Origin of the sequence: Luteimonas salinisoli (genome assembly GCF_013425525.1) — a bacterium.
Lineage (GTDB): Bacteria > Pseudomonadota > Gammaproteobacteria > Xanthomonadales > Xanthomonadaceae > Luteimonas > Luteimonas salinisoli.
Window position 1 is genome coordinate 16280 of sequence record NZ_JACCKA010000040.1, and the last position, 19244, is coordinate 35523.

Sequence of the window (19244 nt, forward strand, 5' to 3'; positions counted from 1 at the left end):
CCCGGCTCAGGGTGCGGACGGATAGCCGGTGACGATTCTATAGCCGATGTCGAGGCGCTCGGAACGCTCCAGCACCAGGCGCACCGAGAACACGTCGACGGCCTCGCTTTCGCCGCGCGCCACCGAGATCCCGGTGCTGGCGTCGAAGCGCGCGTCGACCACCAGGCGGTTGCCGCCGGCGCCGTCGAGCCAGGCGTCGATGCGATCCCCATGCTCGCCCAGGGTTTCGGCCACGAAATGCTCGGCCTCGGGCAGGTCGCGGAAACTGGATGCGGCGCTGATGTTCTCGCTGCGCACGCGTTCGAGCAGGGACTGTTCGCTCTTGCCGACGTGGCGCTCGATCAGGTGGCCGCCCGCATCTTCGTGGGCCTGCAGGCCGCCGCCGGGGACTTCAGCGGCGGGCGGCGGCTCGACCGGGCCCAGGTGCGCGTCCAGGCGGGCGAGCGTTCCGTCCAGCATCTCGCGTTCGACCGCGTCCAGGGCCTGCGCGGGCAGCTGCGCAAGCGCCTCGCGGAGCCGGCCGAGCAGCGGATCCAGGGTCTCGGCGAAGACCGGCGACTGCGCCGCGAGATCGATGGCATCGCCGGTCCGCCCGAGGAAGCCGGCGAGTTCTCCGCGCTCCACGATCCCCTCGAGTTCGCGCTGCAGGTCGCCGGCGGCGGCGAGCTGGAGCGGCTCGGGGCCGGCGTCGATGCCGCACGGGTGCCGGGCAGGCAGCGGGGCGTTGAAGGCGGTCGGACCGGCGACATCCACCTGGTGGGCTCCTGCTCGGGACAGGTGGCGAGAGTAGGCAGGCGGTACGGCGCGGACCAGCTGGTGGCGCCCCTAGGTGGATCCGGCGCGCGATACCTGTGGCGAAAGGCATGGTGCCGGCCGGCGACTGCGATGCGGTTCAGAGCGCGTGTTGGATAATGAAACGTTTCCGGCTCCCCCACAGAGCTGCAGATGCCAGATTGTCCGGACCCCTCCGGGCCCGCATCGATGGATCGCATGCGCATCGGTGACGGCCTGGTCACCTTTTCCATTCGCGAGATCCTGATGCCGGGCGCGCGTCGCCCGCGCCGCATAGCGCCGAAAGCGCTGGCGGTACTGGGCGTGCTCGCCGAACAGCCGGGGCGGGTGGTGAGCCGCGCCGAACTGCTGGCCAGGGTGTGGCCGGGCACCCTGCCTACCGACGACGTGCTCACCCAGGCGGTGACGCAGCTGCGCAAGGCGTTCGCCGCCGGCGCGGGAGACGCCGCGGACCGCCGCTACATCGAGACCATCGCCAAGAGCGGGTATCGGCTGCTGGTGGACGTGGAGTGGCTGCGAGACCCGCCTCCGGCCGAGGCCGATGTCGACGCGCCGCCCCAGACCGCATCGGCCGCCCGGTCCGACGCGCCCTCGCGCCTGCCCGTGGCGGTGCCGCGCGGCGCGCCGGCGCGGCGGAGCATGATCGTGCCCGTGCTGCTGGGCGTGGCGGCGGCCGTGGTGTCGGCCGCCCTGCTGCTGCGGCCCGACGGCCTGCCCGGACAGGCCGCGGCGTATTCGCCGGGTACGGTGCCGGACCGCCCCTATCGCCTCATCACCTCGGCGCCCGGTTTCGAGCTGTCGCCGAGCCTGTCGCCGGATGGCGCGATGGTGGCCTACGCCGCGGTCGGCAGGGAACGGTCGGAAATGGCCATCCTCGTGCAGACGACGACCAGCGCCGCGCCGCGGAGGCTGGCCGATCCCGGTCCCGGTGCCCGCGACGCATCCCCCGCGTGGTCGCCGGACGGGCGCGAGATCGCCTTCTCGCGGACCTGGAGCGACGGGCGCTGCCGGGTGATGGTGGTGGCCGCCAGCGGCACCGGGGCCGCGCGCGAGGTCGCGCAGTGCGACGGGATCGACCTGCTCAGCTTCGACTGGACGCCGGACGGCCGAGGCCTCCTTTTCGGCAGCACTGGACTGCCCGGGGAGCCTGGCATGCGCGAACTCGACCTGGCGAGCGGCGAGTGGCGCAGTCTGCGCTACCCGTCCGGAAGCGACGACTTCGATTACGCGCCGCGCTATTCCCCCGATGGCGCCTGGATCGGCTTCATCCGCAACCCGCAGCTCGGCGACCTGTGGCGAATGCCGGCCGCGGGCGGCAATCCGGAACGCCTGACCGCCCTCGGCGCCGAGCTGCGCGGCTGGAGCTGGCTGCCGGACGGCCGATCGATGGTGTTCTCGCGGCGCGTCGACAGCCAGGCGCGGCTATACCGGCTCGACGTCGAGAGCGGTGCGGTCGACGATTTCGGGTTCGACGATGCCCAGTCGCCGGCGGCGGCCGCGGCTGCGGGCCGCGCGGTGCTGGCGTTCGTGCACCGGCGCGCGCGCTTCGCCATCCATCGGATCGACCCGGTCGCGCTGCCGGGCGGCCCGGTGGTCCGGGACGTGCTGTTCGAGTCCACCGGCCGCGATACCCAGCCCATGGTGTCTCCGGACGGCCGCCAGCTGGTGTTCACCTCGGACCGCTCCGGCCGGTTCGAGGTGTGGCACGCGGAGCTGGCGCGTCCGGACTCGCTGCGGCCGATCCTGGGGCTGCGGCCGGAGACCCGCCAGCCGCCGGTGTGGTCGTCGGACAGCCGGACGCTGCTGGTGGCAGGGCGCGATCCCTCCGGCCGTCCGGCGATCTTCGAGGTCACGCCCGCCACCGGCCAGGCGCTGCGGCTGCCGGTGCCTGTCGCGCAGCCCCTCCAGGCGCTCTATGTCGCCGATCCGGCGCACATTCTGGTCATTGCCGAAAGCGGGAGCGGGCATACGCGCCTGATCCTGTACGACCGCAGCAGCACGCCATGGCGTGCGCTGCAGGCGGTGACCGGGGTTTCCCAGGCGCGCTGGGACGCGGCGCTCGGCCGGGTGGTGTTCGCCAGCATGGCCGGCAGCGGCCTGTGGGAGGCCGCGCCGGACCTGGATCCGGCCCGCATCCGCCGGATCGGCACCGGGGTGCCGACCCGCTGGCGCTACCGCACCTGGTCGGTGGCCGGCGACGGCGGCATCGACTACCTGGACAGTACGCCCGAGTGCCGGTCCCGGCTGGTGCGGCTGGGCCGCGAGGGGTCGACGCGACTGAGCTGCCTGGATCCAACCCGCCTCGGCAGCACCAACGGCTTCAGCACCGACCCGCGCACCGGGGCGGTCTACGTGTCGCTGGCCGTGGACGATGGGAGCGACATCGCCTTCCACGAGCTTCCGGAGGCCCCGGGGTCGCTGCTGTCGGAATTCTCCAACTGGCTGAAATTCTTGGGAAAACCCGCTTCGTAACGATTTCGTCGTGGCGTCGTGGCGAATTCGCCGCAATCTCGGCCGTACTTCCTGAATCGGCGGCCCGTTTCGGGCACATCCATCCGCCTCTTCCGGCAAACGATGGATGCGACATGCATCAGACCCTCTGGGCCGACCGCGGCCAACTTCTCTCCTGCTCGGCGGACGCCGGCGCGGCGGCGACCGGGGCCACCCGCATCGGACTGTCCCGCCTCGGCGGCGCGAAGGCGCCCGCCGGCAGCCTGTCGATCTGGATCCAACTGCGCGGCAGCGGCTGGCTGGAATCGCGCGAGGGCCGGTTCCGGCTCGGCCGCGGCGAGTGGATGGCGTTCGAGCGCGATTCCGCCCCGTCGCTGCAGATGGATGCGCACGGACTGTGCATCGGGCTGGACATCGCCGAGGGCACGCTCGCGACGCTGGAGCGCCTGGCCGACAGCGCCCTGTACGCCGGCCGCGGCCGGCTGTCCAGGCGCGACGCGCGGATCGCCCTGCGGCTGTGGCGCACCGCGGGAGGCGACGATCACGACGCGGTGCGTCCGCTGCTGCTGCACCTGGTGGCGATCCAGGGGGAACTCGCCGCCGGGGTGCGCCGCTGCCCCGGTCGCTCGCGCAGCCGCAAGCGCCAGGTGTTCGGCCGCATGCAGCGTGCGCGCCTGTATCTGGAGGGCAACAGCGACCGGGTGGTGCGCATCGGCGAACTGGCCGACCTGACCAACTTCTCTAGCTGGTACTTCTCGAAGGCGTTCCAGAGCCTGTACGACGAGAGCCCGCAGGCCCTGTCCGCGCGGCTGAGGCTGGAGCGCGCCGCGGAGCTGCTGCGCAGCACCTCGATGATGATCGGCGAGGTCGCCGCGGCGAGCGGATTCGACAACTGCTGCAGCTTCGCGCGCGCGTTCCGGGCGCGCTTCGGGACCTCGGCCACGCGCTACCGCGAACAGGCGGCCTGCGGCCCGGGCAGGGTGCCGGCCGTCGGCGCGACGCGGCGCCGCGGCGGCCGCGCTGCGCCCTGAGGCCCGGGAGGCGTACCGGCAGACTCGGCAAAGTCTTCGGGCCGCCGTCGCAAAGCAGCGACTCGTGGCCGGCCGTAACGTGCCCGGTGCGTCTTAACGCGTCACTAACGTTGCACATTTTGGAGAGAGAATTGATGAAACTTCGCATTCCCGCGATGCGGCGGGGCCTGTTGCCCGCGGCCATCGTGATGGCGCTGACCCCGGCGCTCGCGCCGGCGCAGGAACCGGCCGGCGCGACCACGCTGGATCGCATCGAGGTCACCGGTTCGCGCATCCGCAAGGTCGATGTCGAGACCGCGCAGCCGATCGTCACGATCTCCCGCACCGACATCGAGAACCAGGGTTTCCAGTCGGTCGGCGACATCCTGCAGAACATCGCCGTCACGGGTAGCCCGGCGCTGAGCCGCTCCTCGCCGCTGAACGCAGGCGAAAGCCCCGGCGGCACCTACGTCGATCTGCGCAACCTCGGGCCAGAGCGCACCCTGGTGCTGCTCAACGGCAAACGCCTCGGCATCAACAACGATGGCCTGCAGGACCTGGCGACGATTCCGTCCTCGATGGTCGAGCGCATCGAGGTGCTGAAGGACGGCGCTTCCTCGCTGTACGGCTCCGACGCCATCGCCGGCGTGATCAACGTGATCACTCGTCGCAACTTCGACGGTGCGGAAGCGAACGCCTACTACGGCCAGTACGGCGATGGCGACGGCGAGCAGCAGTCGTTCGATTTCATCATCGGCTCGACCGGCGAACGCAGCTCGATCACCTTCGGCGTGCAGTACGACAAGGAAGAGCCGGTGTGGGCCAAGGATCGCTGGTGGTCCGAGGTGTCCTATCCTGGACAGCACCCGGCCTACAACCGGACGACGGTCGGCGCGATCGGCAACATCTGGGACCCGGATCGCGGCTGGGTGGTGCTGCGCGAGGGCGGCGATCCGACCAATCTCGCCGACTACCGTCCGCAGGAAGGCGCCACCCCGGGCGACGACGGCGATACCACCAATCCGTCCGAGCAGATGATGGTCAAGACCGGGATGGAGCGCACCTCCATCTTCACCAGCGCCGATCTCGACCTGACCGACTCGATCCGCTTCGTGGCCGACGCCAGCTTCAATCGACGCGAGACGCAGGTGCAGGTCGCCGGCTACCCGTACCAGAGCGGCGCCATCGACGTGCAGACGCCGATCAGCGAGGATAGTTACTTCAATCCGACCGGTGAGGAACTGGACTTCCGCCGCCGCGGCTGGGAAGTGCCGCGGGTCACCAACCGGCGGCTCGACACCTATCGCTTCAGCGGCGTCTTCGAAGGTTCGTTCGACGTCGGCGACCGCTATTTCGACTGGGATGCCGGCTACCTGTTCACCCGCGGCGATGCGGTGATCCGCGCCCGCGGCGACTTCAACAAGCTTGCCGTCGCGCAAGCGGTCGGGCCGTCGTTCATGAACGACCAGGGCGTCGTGCAGTGCGGCACGCCGGACGATCCGATCGAACTCTCCGCCTGCACCCCGTGGGCCCCTGTTCTCAGCGAGGGCCAGTACTCCCTGTCCAATCCGGAAATTCAGAATCGCTTCTTCCTGTGGGAGAACGCCACCTCCGAAACCACCACGCACGATTACTTCGCCAACATCAGCGGCGTGATCGCCTCGCTGCCGGCCGGCGACTTTGGCTTCGCGGCCGGCGTCGAGCACCGCAAGGTGGACGGCCGCTACTCGCCGGACGCCTTCGCGCAGACCGGCAACTCGACCAATCTGGCGGCCCAGGAAACCTCGGGCGGCTATTCGGTGGACGAGGTCTACCTCGAGTTCGACATCCCGCTGCTGACGGACGTGCCGGGCGCGCAGGAACTGGCGATCAACGTCGCCAGCCGCTACTCCGACTACGACGTGTTCGGCGACACCGTCAACAGCAAGTTCAGCCTGCGCTGGAAGCCGATCGACGACCTGCTGGTGCGAGGCACCTGGGCGCAGGGCTTCCGCGCTCCCGCGGTGTCCGACCTGTACGGCGGCGTCGGGCAGACCTTCGACTACTACGTGGATCCCTGCGATACGGTCAGCGGCGCCGCGGCGAACAACCCGGGAGTGTACGACCGCTGCGCTGCCGCGATCGCCAACTACGGGTCCGTCGGTCCGGACGGCGAAGGCTTCCAGCAGCTCGGCCAGGGCGGGACCGTGTCCTACGGCGGCCAGACCGGCACGCCGTTCCTGAGCGGCTCGAATCCCGACCTGACGCCGGAGACCGCGACCAGCCGTTCGATCGGCCTGGTCTACAGCCCGAGCTACGTCGAGGGTCTGGGGCTGTCGCTGGATTGGTGGCGCACCAAGATCGACAACGTGGTCACGGCATTCACCGCATCGGGCATCCTGACCGATTGCTATGTCTATGGCATCGCTTCGCAGTGCGACTACTTCACGCGCGACGAAGCCACCGGCGTGGTCGATTCGCTGACACGCGTCGGCCGCAACGCCGGTTATTGGGACATCGAGGGCTTCGATTTCGAGGTCAATTACCAGGTTCCGGAGACGCGCTTCGGCCGTTTCGCCGTGAACTGGCAGAGCACCTACTACAGCAACTTCGAAATCAAGGCGGACGATACGGAGAACACCGTTCCGCAGCCGCAGGTCGGCTTCGCCGACGGCAACGGAGCCAACTTCCGCATCCGTTCCGTGGCCAGCCTTGACTGGAGTTACGACGATTTCGGCGCCACCTGGAGCGCGCGCTACTACTCCGGGCTCCAGGAGGAGTGCTACTTCCCCGAAGATCCGGAAAGCTGCAATCGCCCGGACTACATCGATCACGAAGGCAACACGTTCCCGCTCAACAGGACCGGCTCCAACACGTTCAATGACGTGCAGGTGCGCTGGCAGGCCCCGTGGGACGCCACGATCTCGGTGGGCGTGAACAACGTGTTCGATCGCGAAGGGCCGGTGCTGTACACCGGGCCGAGCAGCGGCTACTCCTACTACGGCGGTTTCGACATCGGTCGCTTCACGTACATGAAGTACCAGCAGCGCTTCTGATCGCGCGAGCGACAGGCGCCAAAACGAAAGGGGCGGGCCGATAGCCCGCCCCTTTCTTGTATGAGAGGTCGGCTAGTTGGGTGCCGCGCAGCCGAAATCGATCATGCATTCGTCGCGAAGATCGCGGCATACAACCTCATCAATACCTCGATCAATGCATGAGTAGTACGCGTTCCAGCAATTCTGGCACTCGACCTTGTCTCCCTTGTCAGCCATTGCCGTGAAAACAGTCAGTGCCGAAAACAGGCATGCAACCGCTGCAGATCTCATTGCCTTTTTCATCGAAGGTCTCCTAGGTTGATCGGCCTATGCGTTTCGATAGGCCGGGTCACGCTATAGCGGTAGCGAGCCTACGACTGTGATCTTTTCGGCATAACAGGCTGTGTCTGTTGAGATAGCTGTTTCGGCAAACTTTCATCGTCATTCGAACTGGCGCCGGAGACTGACCTCCCGCGCGATGGATGGAGTCGACCCGGTTGCGGTTACGGTGCGATCAATCCTTGCCGTATCGCTCGATCGCATCCATCGGGATCCGCTTGGCCCTCCACCGCGCGCCCCCAAGCCGTCGATCTTCACCCACTTGCCCTTCTCGAGAAAACGGGGTCAGGTTGGAGTGGCCCCGATTCTTCGGACAGTGGACCTAGGGCACAGTCCAGAGCCGAGTGCATGCGTGTTCGGTTGTAGAAGGTCTCGATGTAGTTGAACACCGCGAGGCGGGCAACTTCGCGTGAGGCGAAGGCCTCTGGTACGAGCTCCAGTTTAAGCGTGCTGAAGAAGTTTTCCGCCATCGCATTGTCTGTCGTAGAGGGCGTGCCGGGTCGGCTCATGCTCAACACGATACTCGTTGCCTCCACTTTCGCCCGGTAGCGGGCGCTCGTGTATTGGCTGCCGCGGTCGTGATGAAGGACCAAGTCGTGTCCCGGCTGACGCTGCACGAGGGCCATGTCCAGAGCGTGTTCGGCCAGATCCCGGGTCTGCTGCGAGGCCATCGCCCATCCGACGATGCGCCGGCTGCACACGTCAAAAAACGGAAAAAACGGGGTCAGGTTCATTTTTTGCAGGAAGTCACCGCGGCCGAGCGATTGCCGAAAAAAAATGAACCTGACCCCATTTTCTCAAGCAGGCAGTACGAAAAAGGCGGACCATCGGCCCGCCTTTTTCTTTCTCGAAATGGGGTCTGTTCTCTTCAGGCCTCTGCTTCGGCCCGCAGGGTCAGCGACTCGGCGTGGTCGCGCCAGCCGCCGAGGCGGTCGATCACCCCGACCCGCCGCAGGTATTCCTCGTCGACGGGGTCGCCGCTGGCCAGGGCCATGGCCACGTGCACGGCGCCGGTGACCCAGAAGCTGCGCACGCTCGAGCGTGCCGGGCGACGGTGGAAGGCCACCGCCTCGATGATCGGCATCGGCAGCCCCCACAGGCCCAGCAGATAGGCGCCGGCCTCGGCATGGCCGGGCGCGTCCGGGTCGCCTTCCCCGCTATGTTCGTCGCGTACTCCCGGCAGCAGCAGGCCGATGTCGGCCAGCAGCGCCGCAGTGGCGCCGAGTTCGGCGCTCGATTCGGGCAGCATGCGCCGGGCCAGGCGCGAGGCGAGCAAGGCGCGCTGCTGCAGGGTGGTGCGGTCGGTGCCGCCCGCCAGCGCCACCGAGAACACCTCGCTGGCCAGGACCAGGTCGCGCAGGGTGGCCACGCCGAGGCGGGTGACCGCCGCGCGCAGGTCGGTGATCGCGCGGCCGCTCGAGAAGTAGGCCGAGTTGCACAGCTGCAGCACCTTGGCGGCGATCGCGGGATCGCCGGCGATCAGCTGGGCGATCTCGGCCGAGCCGGTGTCCTCGTTCTCCTCCAACGCATGCATCAGGCCGAGGTACACATGGGGCGGCGAGGGCAGGTGTTCGACCCGGCCGATGATCGCGTGCAGCCGCGGGTCGTCGAGCAGTTCGCGCAATTCCTCCAGGCAGCCCACCGCCTCGAGCAGCATTTCCGGTCCCAGCGGCAGCGGCAGGAAGCGGTGTGCCAGCGAGATGATGCGCGGCGGCGGGGTCTGCCCGGGAGCGATCAGGGCGATGCGCGAGGTTTCCGGGCGCAGGGTGCGGATCTGCCCGAGCAGCGTCGCCGCCGGCATGTCGGGCAGCACCGGCGCCACCACCACGACGTCCAGCGCGCCGCCCGCGGCGGCCTCGGTGGCGGCGCTGCCGTCGGCGACGGTGACGACCTGCCAGTCGTCGTCCATCTCGGAGACCAGTCCGACCAGATCGGGAGGAAAGCTGGCGTCGTCGCCAACGAAGAGAATACGCAAGATGTTGTCCCCTGGTGCCGGCGGCGCAAGCGGCCGTCCGGTCGTGTCGCTCCTGCAAATGTACCGAATCCGCCCCGCCGGGTCTCGGCGCGACCTACGAAACTGTGATCGCCATCCGGTGGCGCCGGTGTACGTTCAGCCCCTGCCGTGGCGCTCGATCGCCTCGTTCAGGATCCGGCGCGCCTCGGCCGCGTCGCCCCAGCCGTCGAGCTTGACCCATTTGCCCTTCTCGAGGTCCTTGTAGTGCTCGAAGAAGTGGCCGATGCGCTCGAGCCAGTGCGCAGACACCTTGTCCAGGTCGTCGACGTGGGCGTAGCCGGCGAACACCTGCTCGACCGGGACCGCCAGCAGCTTCTCGTCGCTGCCCGCCTCGTCGGACATTCTCAACACGCCCACCGGCCGGCAGCGGATCACCGAGCCCGGAATCAGCGGCAGCGGCAGGATCACCATCACGTCGGCCGGGTCGCCGTCGCCGCACATCGTGCCGGGCACGTAGCCGTAGTTGCACGGGTAGCGCATCGGGGTGGACAGCACGCGGTCGACGAAGATCGCCCCGCTGGCCTTGTCGACCTCGTACTTGACCGGCTCCGCGTCCTTGGGAATCTCGATGATGACGTTGATTTCATGCGGCGGATTGCTGCCGGTGGTGACGTTGTCCAGGCCCATGCGGGTACGGCTCCAGGGGGCTGGGCGCACGGGGTCGCGCGCCTGCGGGGTGGAAAGGGAGACGCCATTCTACGGCTTGGCGTGCTGCGCCGCAGCAAGACCGGGGCCGCGGCCGCGCGGGGTTTCACCGGGGGGGGGCGCGACGGGCCGGGCCGGCGCGGCGCAGCGCCGCCCTCGGGTACGCCCTAGCTTGGCGCAGTCCGTACCTGTGCGTATCTATACGTCACCGTACTGTTTCCGCACAGGTCCCTCCAATGTCCATGAGCCTCGATTCCGCCACCAGCCCCGCCGCATCGCAGCCGACCCAGACCTACTGGGACAATGCCGCGCACAACGAGGAGCGGTTCGCCGAAGCACCCCTGGCCAGCGACGAGGTCGGAGCGGTCGATTCCCGCGACAGTGCCACGGACGGCGCCGTCACCATCGACGGCAGCGACGCAGGCTCGCGCCTGGCCGACCGCCAGACGCCCGACGGCAAGACCGTCCGCAACGCCGAGCTGCATCAGGGAGAGCAGGCCACCGTCACCCGCGAGCAGACGATCGCCTCCGCCGGGCTCGGCCAGACCTACGTCAGCAGCGACCAGGTGGTGTTCACCACCGGGGAGGGCGACGACAACGTGCAGATCAGCCAGCGCGACGACGGCACCCTGGACATCGACGTCAACGGCGAGGTCTACGAGGTCCGCCTGACCGAGCAGCAGGAGCTGACCCTGCGCACCGGCGGCGGCAACGATGTCATCGAGGCTGCGTCCAACGTCACCGTCAACATGGTGGTCGAGGGCGGCGAGGGCGACGACCGCATCGTCACCGGCAACGGCGACGACCGTATCGACGGCGGCGCCGGGGACGACACCATCGAAAGCCTGGGCGGCCGCAACGACATCTTCGGCGGCGCCGGCAACGACACCATCCAGGGCGGCAGCGGCATCAACGTGGTCTACGGCGGCGACGGCGACGACGTGATCCGCGGCGGCGGCGGCGACAACTACCTGGAGGGCGGCGCCGGCAACGACGAGATCCACGCCGGCGCCGGCGACGACATCATCTCCGGCGGCCTCGGCGACGACGTGATCCACTCCGGCGCGGGCAACAACGCGATCTACGCCGGCCAGGGCAGCGACACGGTGCAGGGCGCCCGTTCGGACGACACCGTGTATGCCCAGGCCAGCGACCTGATCAACGCCGCCACCGGCGCCAGCCCGACCGTGGTCAACGTGGTGATCGACGCCGACGTCGGCAACCGCGGCATCACCGTGACCGGCTCCGACGCGTTCCGCCAGCGCGTCGAGGCCGACATGGAGTTCCTGCGCTCCTCGCCGAACGGGCAGCAGATGCTGGCCGAGTTCGACGCCGCCGCCGAGGCCAAGGGCAACACCGTGACCATCAAGGAGCTGGCCAACGAGCAGAACGGCTACGCCCAGACCTTCAGCCGCGACGCCGATATCGTCAACGGCCGTCCGGGCGCGGGCGGCGACGTGGACATCAGCTACAACCCGTCCTTCCACATGGACGCTTTCCCGGCGCCCGTCGTGGTGCTCTACCACGAGATGTCGCACGCCTATAACGGTGTCAACGGAACCTTCCTGCCCGGCACCTACGTGGGTGAGGGTCCGGATTCCGGCCGGGTGCCCAATGCCGAGCGCCAGGCGGTAGGCCTGGAGTCCTCGGCGCCGGCCTATGACTTCGACGGCGATCCGGCCACCCCGCCCACCACCCACAATCCGATCCACCTGACCGAGAACGGCCTGCGCCGCGAACTCGGCCTGCCGGACCGCCCCAGCTACGCGCTCTGAGCGTGCGCTGAGCGGCGATCGCCACAGCCAGGGGAAACCACGGGCGGCCCGCGTTCAGCGCGGGCCGCCCGTCTTCCCTTAAGCTCCGGCGACGGCCAACATCCAGGATAGACGCCGCATGCAACCACGACCCCTGCCGCTCCTTTTGCGCCTGGCCTGCGCGTTCCTGTTCGCGGGTCCGATCGCCGCCTGCGCGCACCCCGGCGCGGACGCGCAACCGACCCCCCCTTCCGCGGAGGCCCCCATGGCGAGTTCCGAAACCAGCACCACCGTCGAGGGCGATGGCGCGCGCCTAGAGGCCGATTTCGCGTACGACCCGCGCCAGCGCGCGCTGCGCGTCCGCTACCGGCTGCACAATACCGGCGGTGAGGAGCTGGCGGTGTTCGACCGCGGCAACCGCCACGCGGTTCTCAGCGGACGTCAGCAGGGGGGCGCGGTGGGCGACCCGGCGTTCCGCGAGGATGGCGCAGATGTCACCCTGAGCCACATCGCGCTGCCGCTGCCGAGCCCCAGCCCGACGGTGCCGCCGATGCCGCTGGCGGCGCGACTGCCGGCCGGCGCCGAGCTGGAGGGCGAGTTCGCGTTCGCCCCGCCCACCGCGGAACCGGCACGGCGCATGCGCTGGTGCCTGGGCGTTGCGCGTTTCGAGGAATCCGAGCTCACCGCGCCGGAAAACGTCGACGGCGTTGAGGTCTGGCAGGCGTCGTTCGCATTCGCCGAGCGCCAACAGCTGTTGTGCACACCCTGGTTCGACGTGGTCGCCGGAGCATTCGAGGCCGAGGGCTGAGGCAGCCCGCCCCCCGGCGCGCAGCTCTCCTCGAAATCGTTCCGCAGTCGCGGCCCCGCGATCGATTGGTCCGAAGGCACGAGGGCCATCGGGCGGGGGTGGCACCGCAAGTCGCTCCCCGATACTCTCTTTGTTGCGGCGCCACCCCCACCCGATGGAGCGACCTAGCCGGCGCTTTTCGAAGAGCAACGGTGCCAGTACGCGGTGCTGGGCGCCGCGCGCACGCTCTCCGACCCGGTCGCCGCGTCGTTACCAGGCGGGCAGGGGATGCGTGACAACCAAGCGAGTATCGGGGAGCGACTTGTCACGTATCCCCNCGGCCCGCCCCCCCCACACCCAGCCTCCAAGAACGCGCCGACGAGCGAAGCTATCGACGGCCCAGGGTTCGCGGCCTGGCATCTTGCCGAGAGGGCTTCGCTGCGCGAAGCCTTTCGGGGCAGCAGCCGCATCAGCGCCCTCTCCCGCAAGCGGGAGAGGGCGCAACGCAACGCGGAGTCGGCCGCTACAGCAGCGGCACCAGCAGCAATGCGACGATATTGATGATCTTGATCAACGGGTTGATCGCCGGGCCCGCGGTGTCCTTGTAGGGATCGCCGACGGTATCGCCGGTCACCGCCGCCTTGTGCGCCTCCGATCCCTTGCCGCCGAAGTTGCCGTCCTCGATGTACTTCTTGGCGTTGTCCCAGGCGCCGCCGCCGGTGGTCATCGAGATGGCCACGAACAGGCCGGTGACGATGGTGCCGATCAGCAGCCCGCCCAGCGCCTGCGGGCCCAGCAGCAGGCCGACCACGATCGGCACCGCCACCGGCAGCAGCGACGGCACGATCATCTCCTTGATCGCCGACTTCGTCAGCATGTCGACGGCACGCGAGTAGTCGGGCTTGCCGGTCCCTTCCATGATCCCCGGAATCTCGCGGAATTGGCGCCGCACCTCTTCGACCACCGAGCCGGCGGCGCGGCCCACGGCTTCCATCGCCATCGCCCCGAACAGGTATGGGATCAGGCCGCCGATCAGCAGGCCGATGATCACCATGTGGTTGGACAGGTCGAAGGTCAGCGCCACGTAGGGAATGCCCGTCTCCAGCGCGCGCGCCGCGCCGACGGTGTCGAGGTTGTGGGTGTAGTCGGCGAACAGGACCAGCGCGGCCAGCGCCGCCGAGCCGATCGCGTAGCCCTTGGTCACCGCCTTGGTGGTGTTGCCCACCGCGTCGAGCGGGTCGGTGATCTCGCGCACCTCCGCCGGCAGTTCGGCCATCTCGGCGATGCCGCCGGCGTTGTCGGTGATCGGGCCGTAGGCGTCGAGCGCCACGATCATGCCGGCCATCGACAGCATCGCGGTGGCGGCGATGGCGATGCCGTACAGGCCGCCCAGCATGTGGCAGGCCCAGATCGCGATGCACACGGCGATCACCGGCATCGCGGTGGACTTCATCGAGATGCCGAGGCCGGCGATGATGTTGGTGCCGTGCCCCGTGGTGGAGGCCGCCGCCACGTGCTGGACCGGCTTGTACTGGGTGCCGGTGTAGTACTCGGTGATCCAGACGATGGCGCCGGTCAGCACCAGGCCGATCAGCGCGCAGACGTACAGGTTCATCGGGCCGTGGCTGTTGCCGGCCATCAGTTCGGTGGTGATGGGGTAGTACAGGACCGCGGCGATCACGCCCGAGACGATCACGCCCTTGTACAGCGCGCCCATGATCGAACCGCCGGGTTTCACCTTGACGAAGAACGCGCCGATGATCGAGGCGATGATCGAGGCGCCGCCCAGCACCAGCGGATACAGCGGGCCGTTGCTGCCGACCTCGGTGACCATGAGGTAGCCGAGCAGCATGGTGGCGATCACCGTCACCGCGTAGGTCTCGAACAGGTCGGCGGCCATGCCGGCGCAGTCGCCGACGTTGTCGCCGACGTTGTCGGCGATCACCGCCGGGTTGCGCGGGTCGTCCTCGGGGATGCCGGCCTCGACCTTGCCGACCAGGTCGGCGCCGACGTCTGCGCCCTTGGTGAAGATGCCGCCGCCCAGGCGCGCGAAGATCGAGATCAGCGAGGAGCCGAAGGCCAGCCCGACCAGCGCGTGCAGGGCGTCCGCGCCGGACATGCCCATGCCGTTGAGCACCACCCAGTAGCCGGCCACGCCGAGCAGGCCGAGGCCGACCACCAGCATGCCGGTGATGGCGCCGCCGCGGAAGGCGACGTCCATGGCCGGGCCGATGCCGCTGCGCGCGGCCTCGGCGGTGCGCACGTTGGCGCGTACCGAGACGTTCATGCCGATGTAGCCGGCGGCGCCGGAGAGTACGGCGCCGATCAGGAAGCCGATCGCCGTGGCCCAGCTCAGGAACACGCCGACCAGCAGGAACAGCACGGCCCCGGCGATCGAGATCGTCATGTACTGGCGGTTGAGGTAGGCGCGCGCGCCTTCCTGGATCGCCCCTGCGATTTCCTGCATGCGCGCGTTGCCGGCCGGCTGCCGGTTGATCCAGCGCGCGGAAATCACGCCATAGAGAATCGCGACGACCGCGCATGCGAGCGCCAGCCACAAACCGTATTGCTCCAGCATGAAACCCCTCCCAGAGTGAATGCCCAGACGAACAGTGTGGTGCGGTGATGATCCCCCCTGCGCCCGCAACCGGCCGGCCGTATCGGAGCCGCGACGGCCTGCCTGTTGCGCGAGCCCGCCGACTATGGCACAGGGCCGTGGGCAGGCCAAACCTGGCGCCGCGCGGTCGGTGATTCGGGAGACGACGCGGCGATCGGGCCGGAGAGCGTGGGTCGCGGGCAAGGCTCGCCGCGTCGGCTCCTGCTTTTCTGGAAGTGCCAGCGAATGGCGCTCCATCGGGTGGGGGCGGCGCCGCAACCAAGCGAGTATCGGGGAGCGACTTGCGGTGCCGCCACCGCCCGATGGCCCCCCAGGTGTCTTCGGGCCGGTCGTTCGAGCAACTGTGGACGGCGGTCGGTCGGGACCGTCGGGAGTGCGCCGGGGGGCGGGCCGGGGGATACGTGACAAGTCGCTCCCCGATACTCGCTTGGTTGTCACGCATCCCCCGGCCCGCCTGGCGACGACGCGGCAACGGGCCGGAGAGCTTTGGGGTGCGGGCGGGCCTGGCAACTCCGGGCCTTTGCCCTTCGAGAGGCGCCACCCCCGCCCGATGGCCCCACGCACCTTCGGGTCGCGAGGCGGGTGGACACGGCTGCGGCGAGGCGAGCGGGAACGCGTCCGGGACCCCGTGGCGCCCGATTCAGCCGGGACGTGGCAGGCTGCTGCGCTGCATCCATGGAGCCCCCATCATGCGCCGCATCGCCGCTGTCCTCGTCGCTACCCTGCTGGGCGCGCCGGCCGTCCTGCCCGCCGCCGGCCAGGCGCCCGAGATCGAGCGCGAGACCGCGCCGCCGCAGGCGGTGGGCGCCGCGCACACCCTGCGCCAGATCCCCGAGGCCTGCGCCCGTATCGAAGGCGTGTTCACCGGCCAGGCCGATCCCCCTTACCGGTTCTCGGTCAAGCAGACCAGCCCCGGCTGCCGGCCGCGGGCGCGCCTGGTCGACGCCGACCGGGTGCGGCCCGATCCGGCCGACGGCTGGGTGCTCAACGACGTGGTGCGCATTCCCGCCGCCGCCTGTCCCTCGCAGGTGGCGGTGGCGCGAATCTGGCGCCGGCCCGCGGAGGGAACCCTGCAGACCGATGCCCAGGGCCGCGTGCGCATCTACCTGGACGAGGCGCGCGCGCAGGCCGAATCCGGCAACGCGCCGCAGCCGGGACTGTATGCGGCGCAGCTGCGGGTCGAGGGCGAGGCCTGCGACTGAGGCCCCGGTCGCGACGGCGCGCCTTCGGTCATACTAGGCGCCCGCCTCCCGGCTACCGCCGGCGGGGCTGTCTCCCGATAGCCATGCCGTCGGCGGGCGTCTTCCGCCGGCCGTATGATCGATGTCGAGCGCCGCCTACCGTTTCTGCGAATACCTTCTCGATTGCCGCGCGCGCGAACTTCGCCATCGCGGCGAGGTGGTCGCGCTGCCGGCGCGCGTGTTCGAGTGCCTGCAATACCTGATCGAGCACCACGACCGCGCGGTCGGGCGCGACGAGCTGGCGCTGGCGATCTTCGCCCGCGACAACGTGTCCGACGCGCAACTGAGCCAGATCGTGCTGCGCGCGCGGCGCGTCGTCGGCGACGACGGCCAGGAGCAGCGGCTGATCCGTACCGTGCCGCGCTACGGGTTCCGCTGGGTGGCCGAGGTCGAGGCATTGCAGGTCGCGGAGGAGCCGGCGGCGGCGCCAGAACCGGCGGGGTCCCCCCGGAGCGATGCGCCGGAGGCAACCGATGCCTTGCCGGTGTTCGTGGAGTCGGACCCGACTCCACGACGGCAGCGCCGGATCCTGATCGTTCTCGCGTCGATCGCGATCGCGCTGACGGCGGGGGCCTGGTGGGCAGTGTCGCAGCGCGAACGGCCCGCTCCCGCCGCCGATGGCGGTGGCGGCGCGCGACCGGCCGCCGCACTGATCGTGCTGCCGACCAGGGTCGAGGGGCCGCGGGCCGCGGCCTGGGCGCGCCTGGGATTGATGGACTTCATCGGCGACCGCCTGCGCCGCAACGGCCTGCCGGTGGTCTCGAGCGAAAGCGTGCTCTCGCTGCTGCACGAAAAGGAACGCGACGTGGTGGCCGGCCAGCTGCGCCGCGCCGCGGGCGAGGGTTGGATCATCAGCAGCCGCGCCCGGCATCGCGCGCAGGGCTGGCGTGTCGAGCTCACCGCCAACGGCAATGACGGCGCCTCGCGGCGCGCCACCGGCGAGCACGCCGACCTGCTGCAGGCCGCGGACCAGGCCAGCGGCCGATTGCTGGCGGCGCTGGGACGCAGCGACAGCGGCGCGGGCATCGACCTCAGCCTTGCAGAGCGCCTGCAGCGCGCGCAGGCGGCGATGCTGGGCAACGAGCTCGCCACCGCGCGACGGATCCTGCAGGACGCGCCGGAACTGCAGCGCGACGAACCGCAGTTGCGGCTGCGGCTGGCGCAGGTGGATTTCCGCGCCGGCAAGCATGCCGAGGCGCTGGCCGAGGTGGATCGCCTGCTGACCACCGCCATTGCGCGCGACGATCCGGTGTTCCGGGCGCGCGCGCTGCTGGTGCGCGGCGCGATCTGCGTGCGCCTGGACCGCTATGTCGAGGGCGAGCGCAACTATTCGGCGGCGATCCGCCTGCTCGATTCCGACGAGCACGTGTCGCTGCTGGGGGGCGCGCTCAACGGCCGTGGGGTGACCCGGTCCGCGCTGGGCAAGTTCGCAGGTGCGCTGGAGGATCTCGGGCGGGCGCGCATTCTGCTGGCGCGCACCGGCGACCTGCTGTCGGTGGCGCGGGTCGATGCCAACCTTGGTCATCTCGAGGGCGAACGCGGCCGGCCCGCGCAGTCGCTCGAATACCTGGGCAAGGCGGCAGCGGAGTTCCAGCGCTTCGGCGCGGTCAACGAACTGGCGGCGATGCACGCGGCCCTGGCGGTCAACCGTCTGAAGCTGCTGCAGCCGGAACAGGCACGCGCAACCATCGAACAGGCGTGGGCGCTGCGCGAGCAGGTCAGCGACGTCACTCTGGTCACCAGTCTCGCACTCGGCCGCGCCGAGGTGATGATCCGCGAGGGCCGGTTCGAGGCCGCGCATGCGCTGTTGGAGGAGCATGGCGACGGTCCGGTACTGCCGGGCGATTTCCACCGCAAGGACGCGCTGCAGGCGGAACTGGCCTGGCGCAGCGGCGATCCGGCGCGGACCATCGCGATCGTCGATGCCGCCCTGCAGGACTGGTCGCCGGAGGCCTGGGAATCCCGCCTGCGCTGGATGCAATGGCTGCGGCAACAGGCGGCGCTGCAGAGCGACCGGCCGCTGCGCGACGACATCCTGGTCGGCGCCGACGCCGGCGTGACCGGGCGCCTGCTCGAGGCGCTCGCGGCCCGCGCGCAGGGCCGCAACGACGATGCCGAGCGCAGCTACCGCGCCGCCGTGGCGCAGGCCGAGCAGGAGGGCGTGCCCGGCGACATCGCGCAGGCGGTGCTCGCCTACGCGCCCTGGCTGATCGAGCGCGGCGAGCTGGCCGAGGCCACTGCCCTGGTCGGGCGGGTCGCGCCCTGGACGGGCCGCGATTTCGATCTCGCCCTGCTGCAGGCGCAGCTGTTCCATGCCTTGGGTCAGGTCGAATCCCGGGAGGCGGCGCTGGAGGACGCGGGGCGTCTGGCTGGCGAGCGCCGGATTCCCGAGGCGCTGCGGCAACGGCCGGACGCCGCGCAGTAGGGCCTGCCCGGGAAGCGTTGGCAGGCCCCCGGATCTCGCCGCCCCGGCGACCCTGCACCCGCGCCGCAAGCCTGCCCGGGCGGGCTCGTCGTGCCCGATCGACGACATCGCCGCCGCCTGCGCGAGTACCGGCGGCCGCAGCAAGCCCCTGATTG

Annotated in this window: 13 protein-coding genes; 7 read left to right on the forward strand and 6 right to left on the reverse strand. The window is 69.9% G+C overall.

The window, feature by feature from the left end; all coding sequences use genetic code 11:
- Positions 1 to 6: 6 nt before the first annotated feature.
- A complete protein-coding gene (locus H0E84_RS20740) occupies positions 7 to 753 on the reverse strand; it encodes an RNase A-like domain-containing protein (protein WP_180677650.1) in 747 nt (248 codons plus the stop codon).
- Between the two features lie 237 nt (positions 754 to 990).
- Between H0E84_RS20740 and H0E84_RS05585 the strand changes: the two genes are divergently transcribed.
- From H0E84_RS05585 to H0E84_RS05595, 3 genes are all read left to right on the forward strand, one after another.
- On the forward strand, positions 991 to 3264 hold the full coding sequence (locus H0E84_RS05585) for a winged helix-turn-helix domain-containing protein (protein WP_257644086.1): 2274 nt from the start codon (positions 991 to 993) through the stop codon (positions 3262 to 3264).
- Between the two features lie 113 nt (positions 3265 to 3377).
- Positions 3378 to 4274: a helix-turn-helix transcriptional regulator gene (locus H0E84_RS05590; protein WP_180677652.1), complete on the forward strand. Its 897-nt coding sequence runs from the start codon at positions 3378 to 3380 to the stop codon at positions 4272 to 4274.
- A 134-nt stretch (positions 4275 to 4408) separates the two neighbouring features.
- Positions 4409 to 7288: a TonB-dependent receptor plug domain-containing protein gene (locus H0E84_RS05595; RefSeq protein WP_180677653.1), complete on the forward strand. Its 2880-nt coding sequence runs from the start codon at positions 4409 to 4411 to the stop codon at positions 7286 to 7288.
- Between the two features lie 72 nt (positions 7289 to 7360).
- Here the strand turns inward: H0E84_RS05595 and H0E84_RS05600 are convergent, their stop codons facing one another.
- The 4 genes from H0E84_RS05600 to ppa all read right to left on the reverse strand — a co-directional run bounded on the left by H0E84_RS05600 (position 7361) and on the right by ppa (position 10247).
- Entirely contained in the window at positions 7361 to 7570 is a 210-nt protein-coding gene (locus H0E84_RS05600; RefSeq protein ID WP_180677654.1) for a hypothetical protein, read from the reverse strand.
- Positions 7571 to 7860: 290 nt separating this feature from the next.
- A complete protein-coding gene (locus tag H0E84_RS05605) occupies positions 7861 to 8340 on the reverse strand; it encodes a DDE-type integrase/transposase/recombinase (protein WP_180677655.1) in 480 nt (159 codons plus the stop codon).
- A gap of 134 nt (positions 8341 to 8474) precedes the next feature.
- Complete coding sequence (locus H0E84_RS05610) at positions 8475 to 9581, reverse strand: HDOD domain-containing protein (protein ID WP_257644087.1); 1107 nt, start codon at positions 9579 to 9581, stop codon at positions 8475 to 8477.
- Positions 9582 to 9716: 135 nt separating this feature from the next.
- Positions 9717 to 10247 carry an inorganic diphosphatase gene (gene ppa, locus H0E84_RS05615; protein ID WP_180677656.1) on the reverse strand — a complete coding sequence of 177 codons (531 nt, stop codon included), beginning with the start codon at positions 10245 to 10247 and terminating at the stop codon, positions 9717 to 9719.
- 260 nt (positions 10248 to 10507) lie between these two features.
- Between ppa and H0E84_RS05620 the strand changes: the two genes are divergently transcribed.
- Positions 10508 to 12040 (forward strand): M91 family zinc metallopeptidase, encoded by a 1533-nt coding sequence (locus tag H0E84_RS05620; RefSeq protein ID WP_180677657.1) that lies wholly within the window; start codon positions 10508 to 10510, stop codon positions 12038 to 12040.
- A gap of 244 nt (positions 12041 to 12284) precedes the next feature.
- The gene (locus tag H0E84_RS05625) at positions 12285 to 12827 is read left to right on the forward strand and encodes a hypothetical protein (RefSeq protein WP_180677658.1); all 543 of its coding nucleotides are present in this window, start codon (positions 12285 to 12287) and stop codon (positions 12825 to 12827) included.
- Between the two features lie 502 nt (positions 12828 to 13329).
- Here the strand turns inward: H0E84_RS05625 and H0E84_RS05630 are convergent.
- A complete protein-coding gene (locus tag H0E84_RS05630) occupies positions 13330 to 15384 on the reverse strand; it encodes a sodium-translocating pyrophosphatase (RefSeq protein WP_180677659.1) in 2055 nt (684 codons plus the stop codon).
- A 728-nt stretch (positions 15385 to 16112) separates the two neighbouring features.
- Here H0E84_RS05630 and H0E84_RS05635 point away from each other — a divergent pair.
- Positions 16113 to 16625 (forward strand): hypothetical protein, encoded by a 513-nt coding sequence (locus tag H0E84_RS05635; RefSeq protein ID WP_180677660.1) that lies wholly within the window; start codon positions 16113 to 16115, stop codon positions 16623 to 16625.
- A gap of 121 nt (positions 16626 to 16746) precedes the next feature.
- Positions 16747 to 19089, forward strand: coding sequence for a winged helix-turn-helix domain-containing protein (locus tag H0E84_RS05640; RefSeq protein ID WP_180677661.1), 2343 nt, complete (start codon positions 16747 to 16749; stop codon positions 19087 to 19089).
- Positions 19090 to 19244: the final 155 nt, after the last annotated feature.

Excerpts from the sequence above, each read along its gene's own strand:
- H0E84_RS05585 (WP_257644086.1), top strand. The coding sequence starts at position 991 with ATGCGCATCGGTGACGGCCTGGTCACCTTTTCCATTCGCGAGATCCTG.
- H0E84_RS05590 (WP_180677652.1), top strand. The coding sequence starts at position 3,378 with ATGCATCAGACCCTCTGGGCCGACCGCGGCCAACTTCTCTCCTGCTCG.
- H0E84_RS05595 (WP_180677653.1), top strand. The coding sequence starts at position 4,409 with ATGAAACTTCGCATTCCCGCGATGCGGCGGGGCCTGTTGCCCGCGGCC.
- H0E84_RS05600 (WP_180677654.1), bottom strand. The coding sequence starts at position 7,570 with ATGAAAAAGGCAATGAGATCTGCAGCGGTTGCATGCCTGTTTTCGGCA.
- H0E84_RS05605 (WP_180677655.1), bottom strand. The coding sequence starts at position 8,340 with ATGAACCTGACCCCGTTTTTTCCGTTTTTTGACGTGTGCAGCCGGCGC.
- ppa (WP_180677656.1), bottom strand. The coding sequence starts at position 10,247 with ATGGGCCTGGACAACGTCACCACCGGCAGCAATCCGCCGCATGAAATC.
- H0E84_RS05620 (WP_180677657.1), top strand. The coding sequence starts at position 10,508 with ATGAGCCTCGATTCCGCCACCAGCCCCGCCGCATCGCAGCCGACCCAG.
- H0E84_RS05625 (WP_180677658.1), top strand. The coding sequence starts at position 12,285 with ATGGCGAGTTCCGAAACCAGCACCACCGTCGAGGGCGATGGCGCGCGC.
- H0E84_RS05630 (WP_180677659.1), bottom strand. The coding sequence starts at position 15,384 with ATGCTGGAGCAATACGGTTTGTGGCTGGCGCTCGCATGCGCGGTCGTC.
- H0E84_RS05635 (WP_180677660.1), top strand. The coding sequence starts at position 16,113 with ATGCGCCGCATCGCCGCTGTCCTCGTCGCTACCCTGCTGGGCGCGCCG.
- H0E84_RS05640 (WP_180677661.1), top strand. The coding sequence starts at position 16,747 with ATGTCGAGCGCCGCCTACCGTTTCTGCGAATACCTTCTCGATTGCCGC.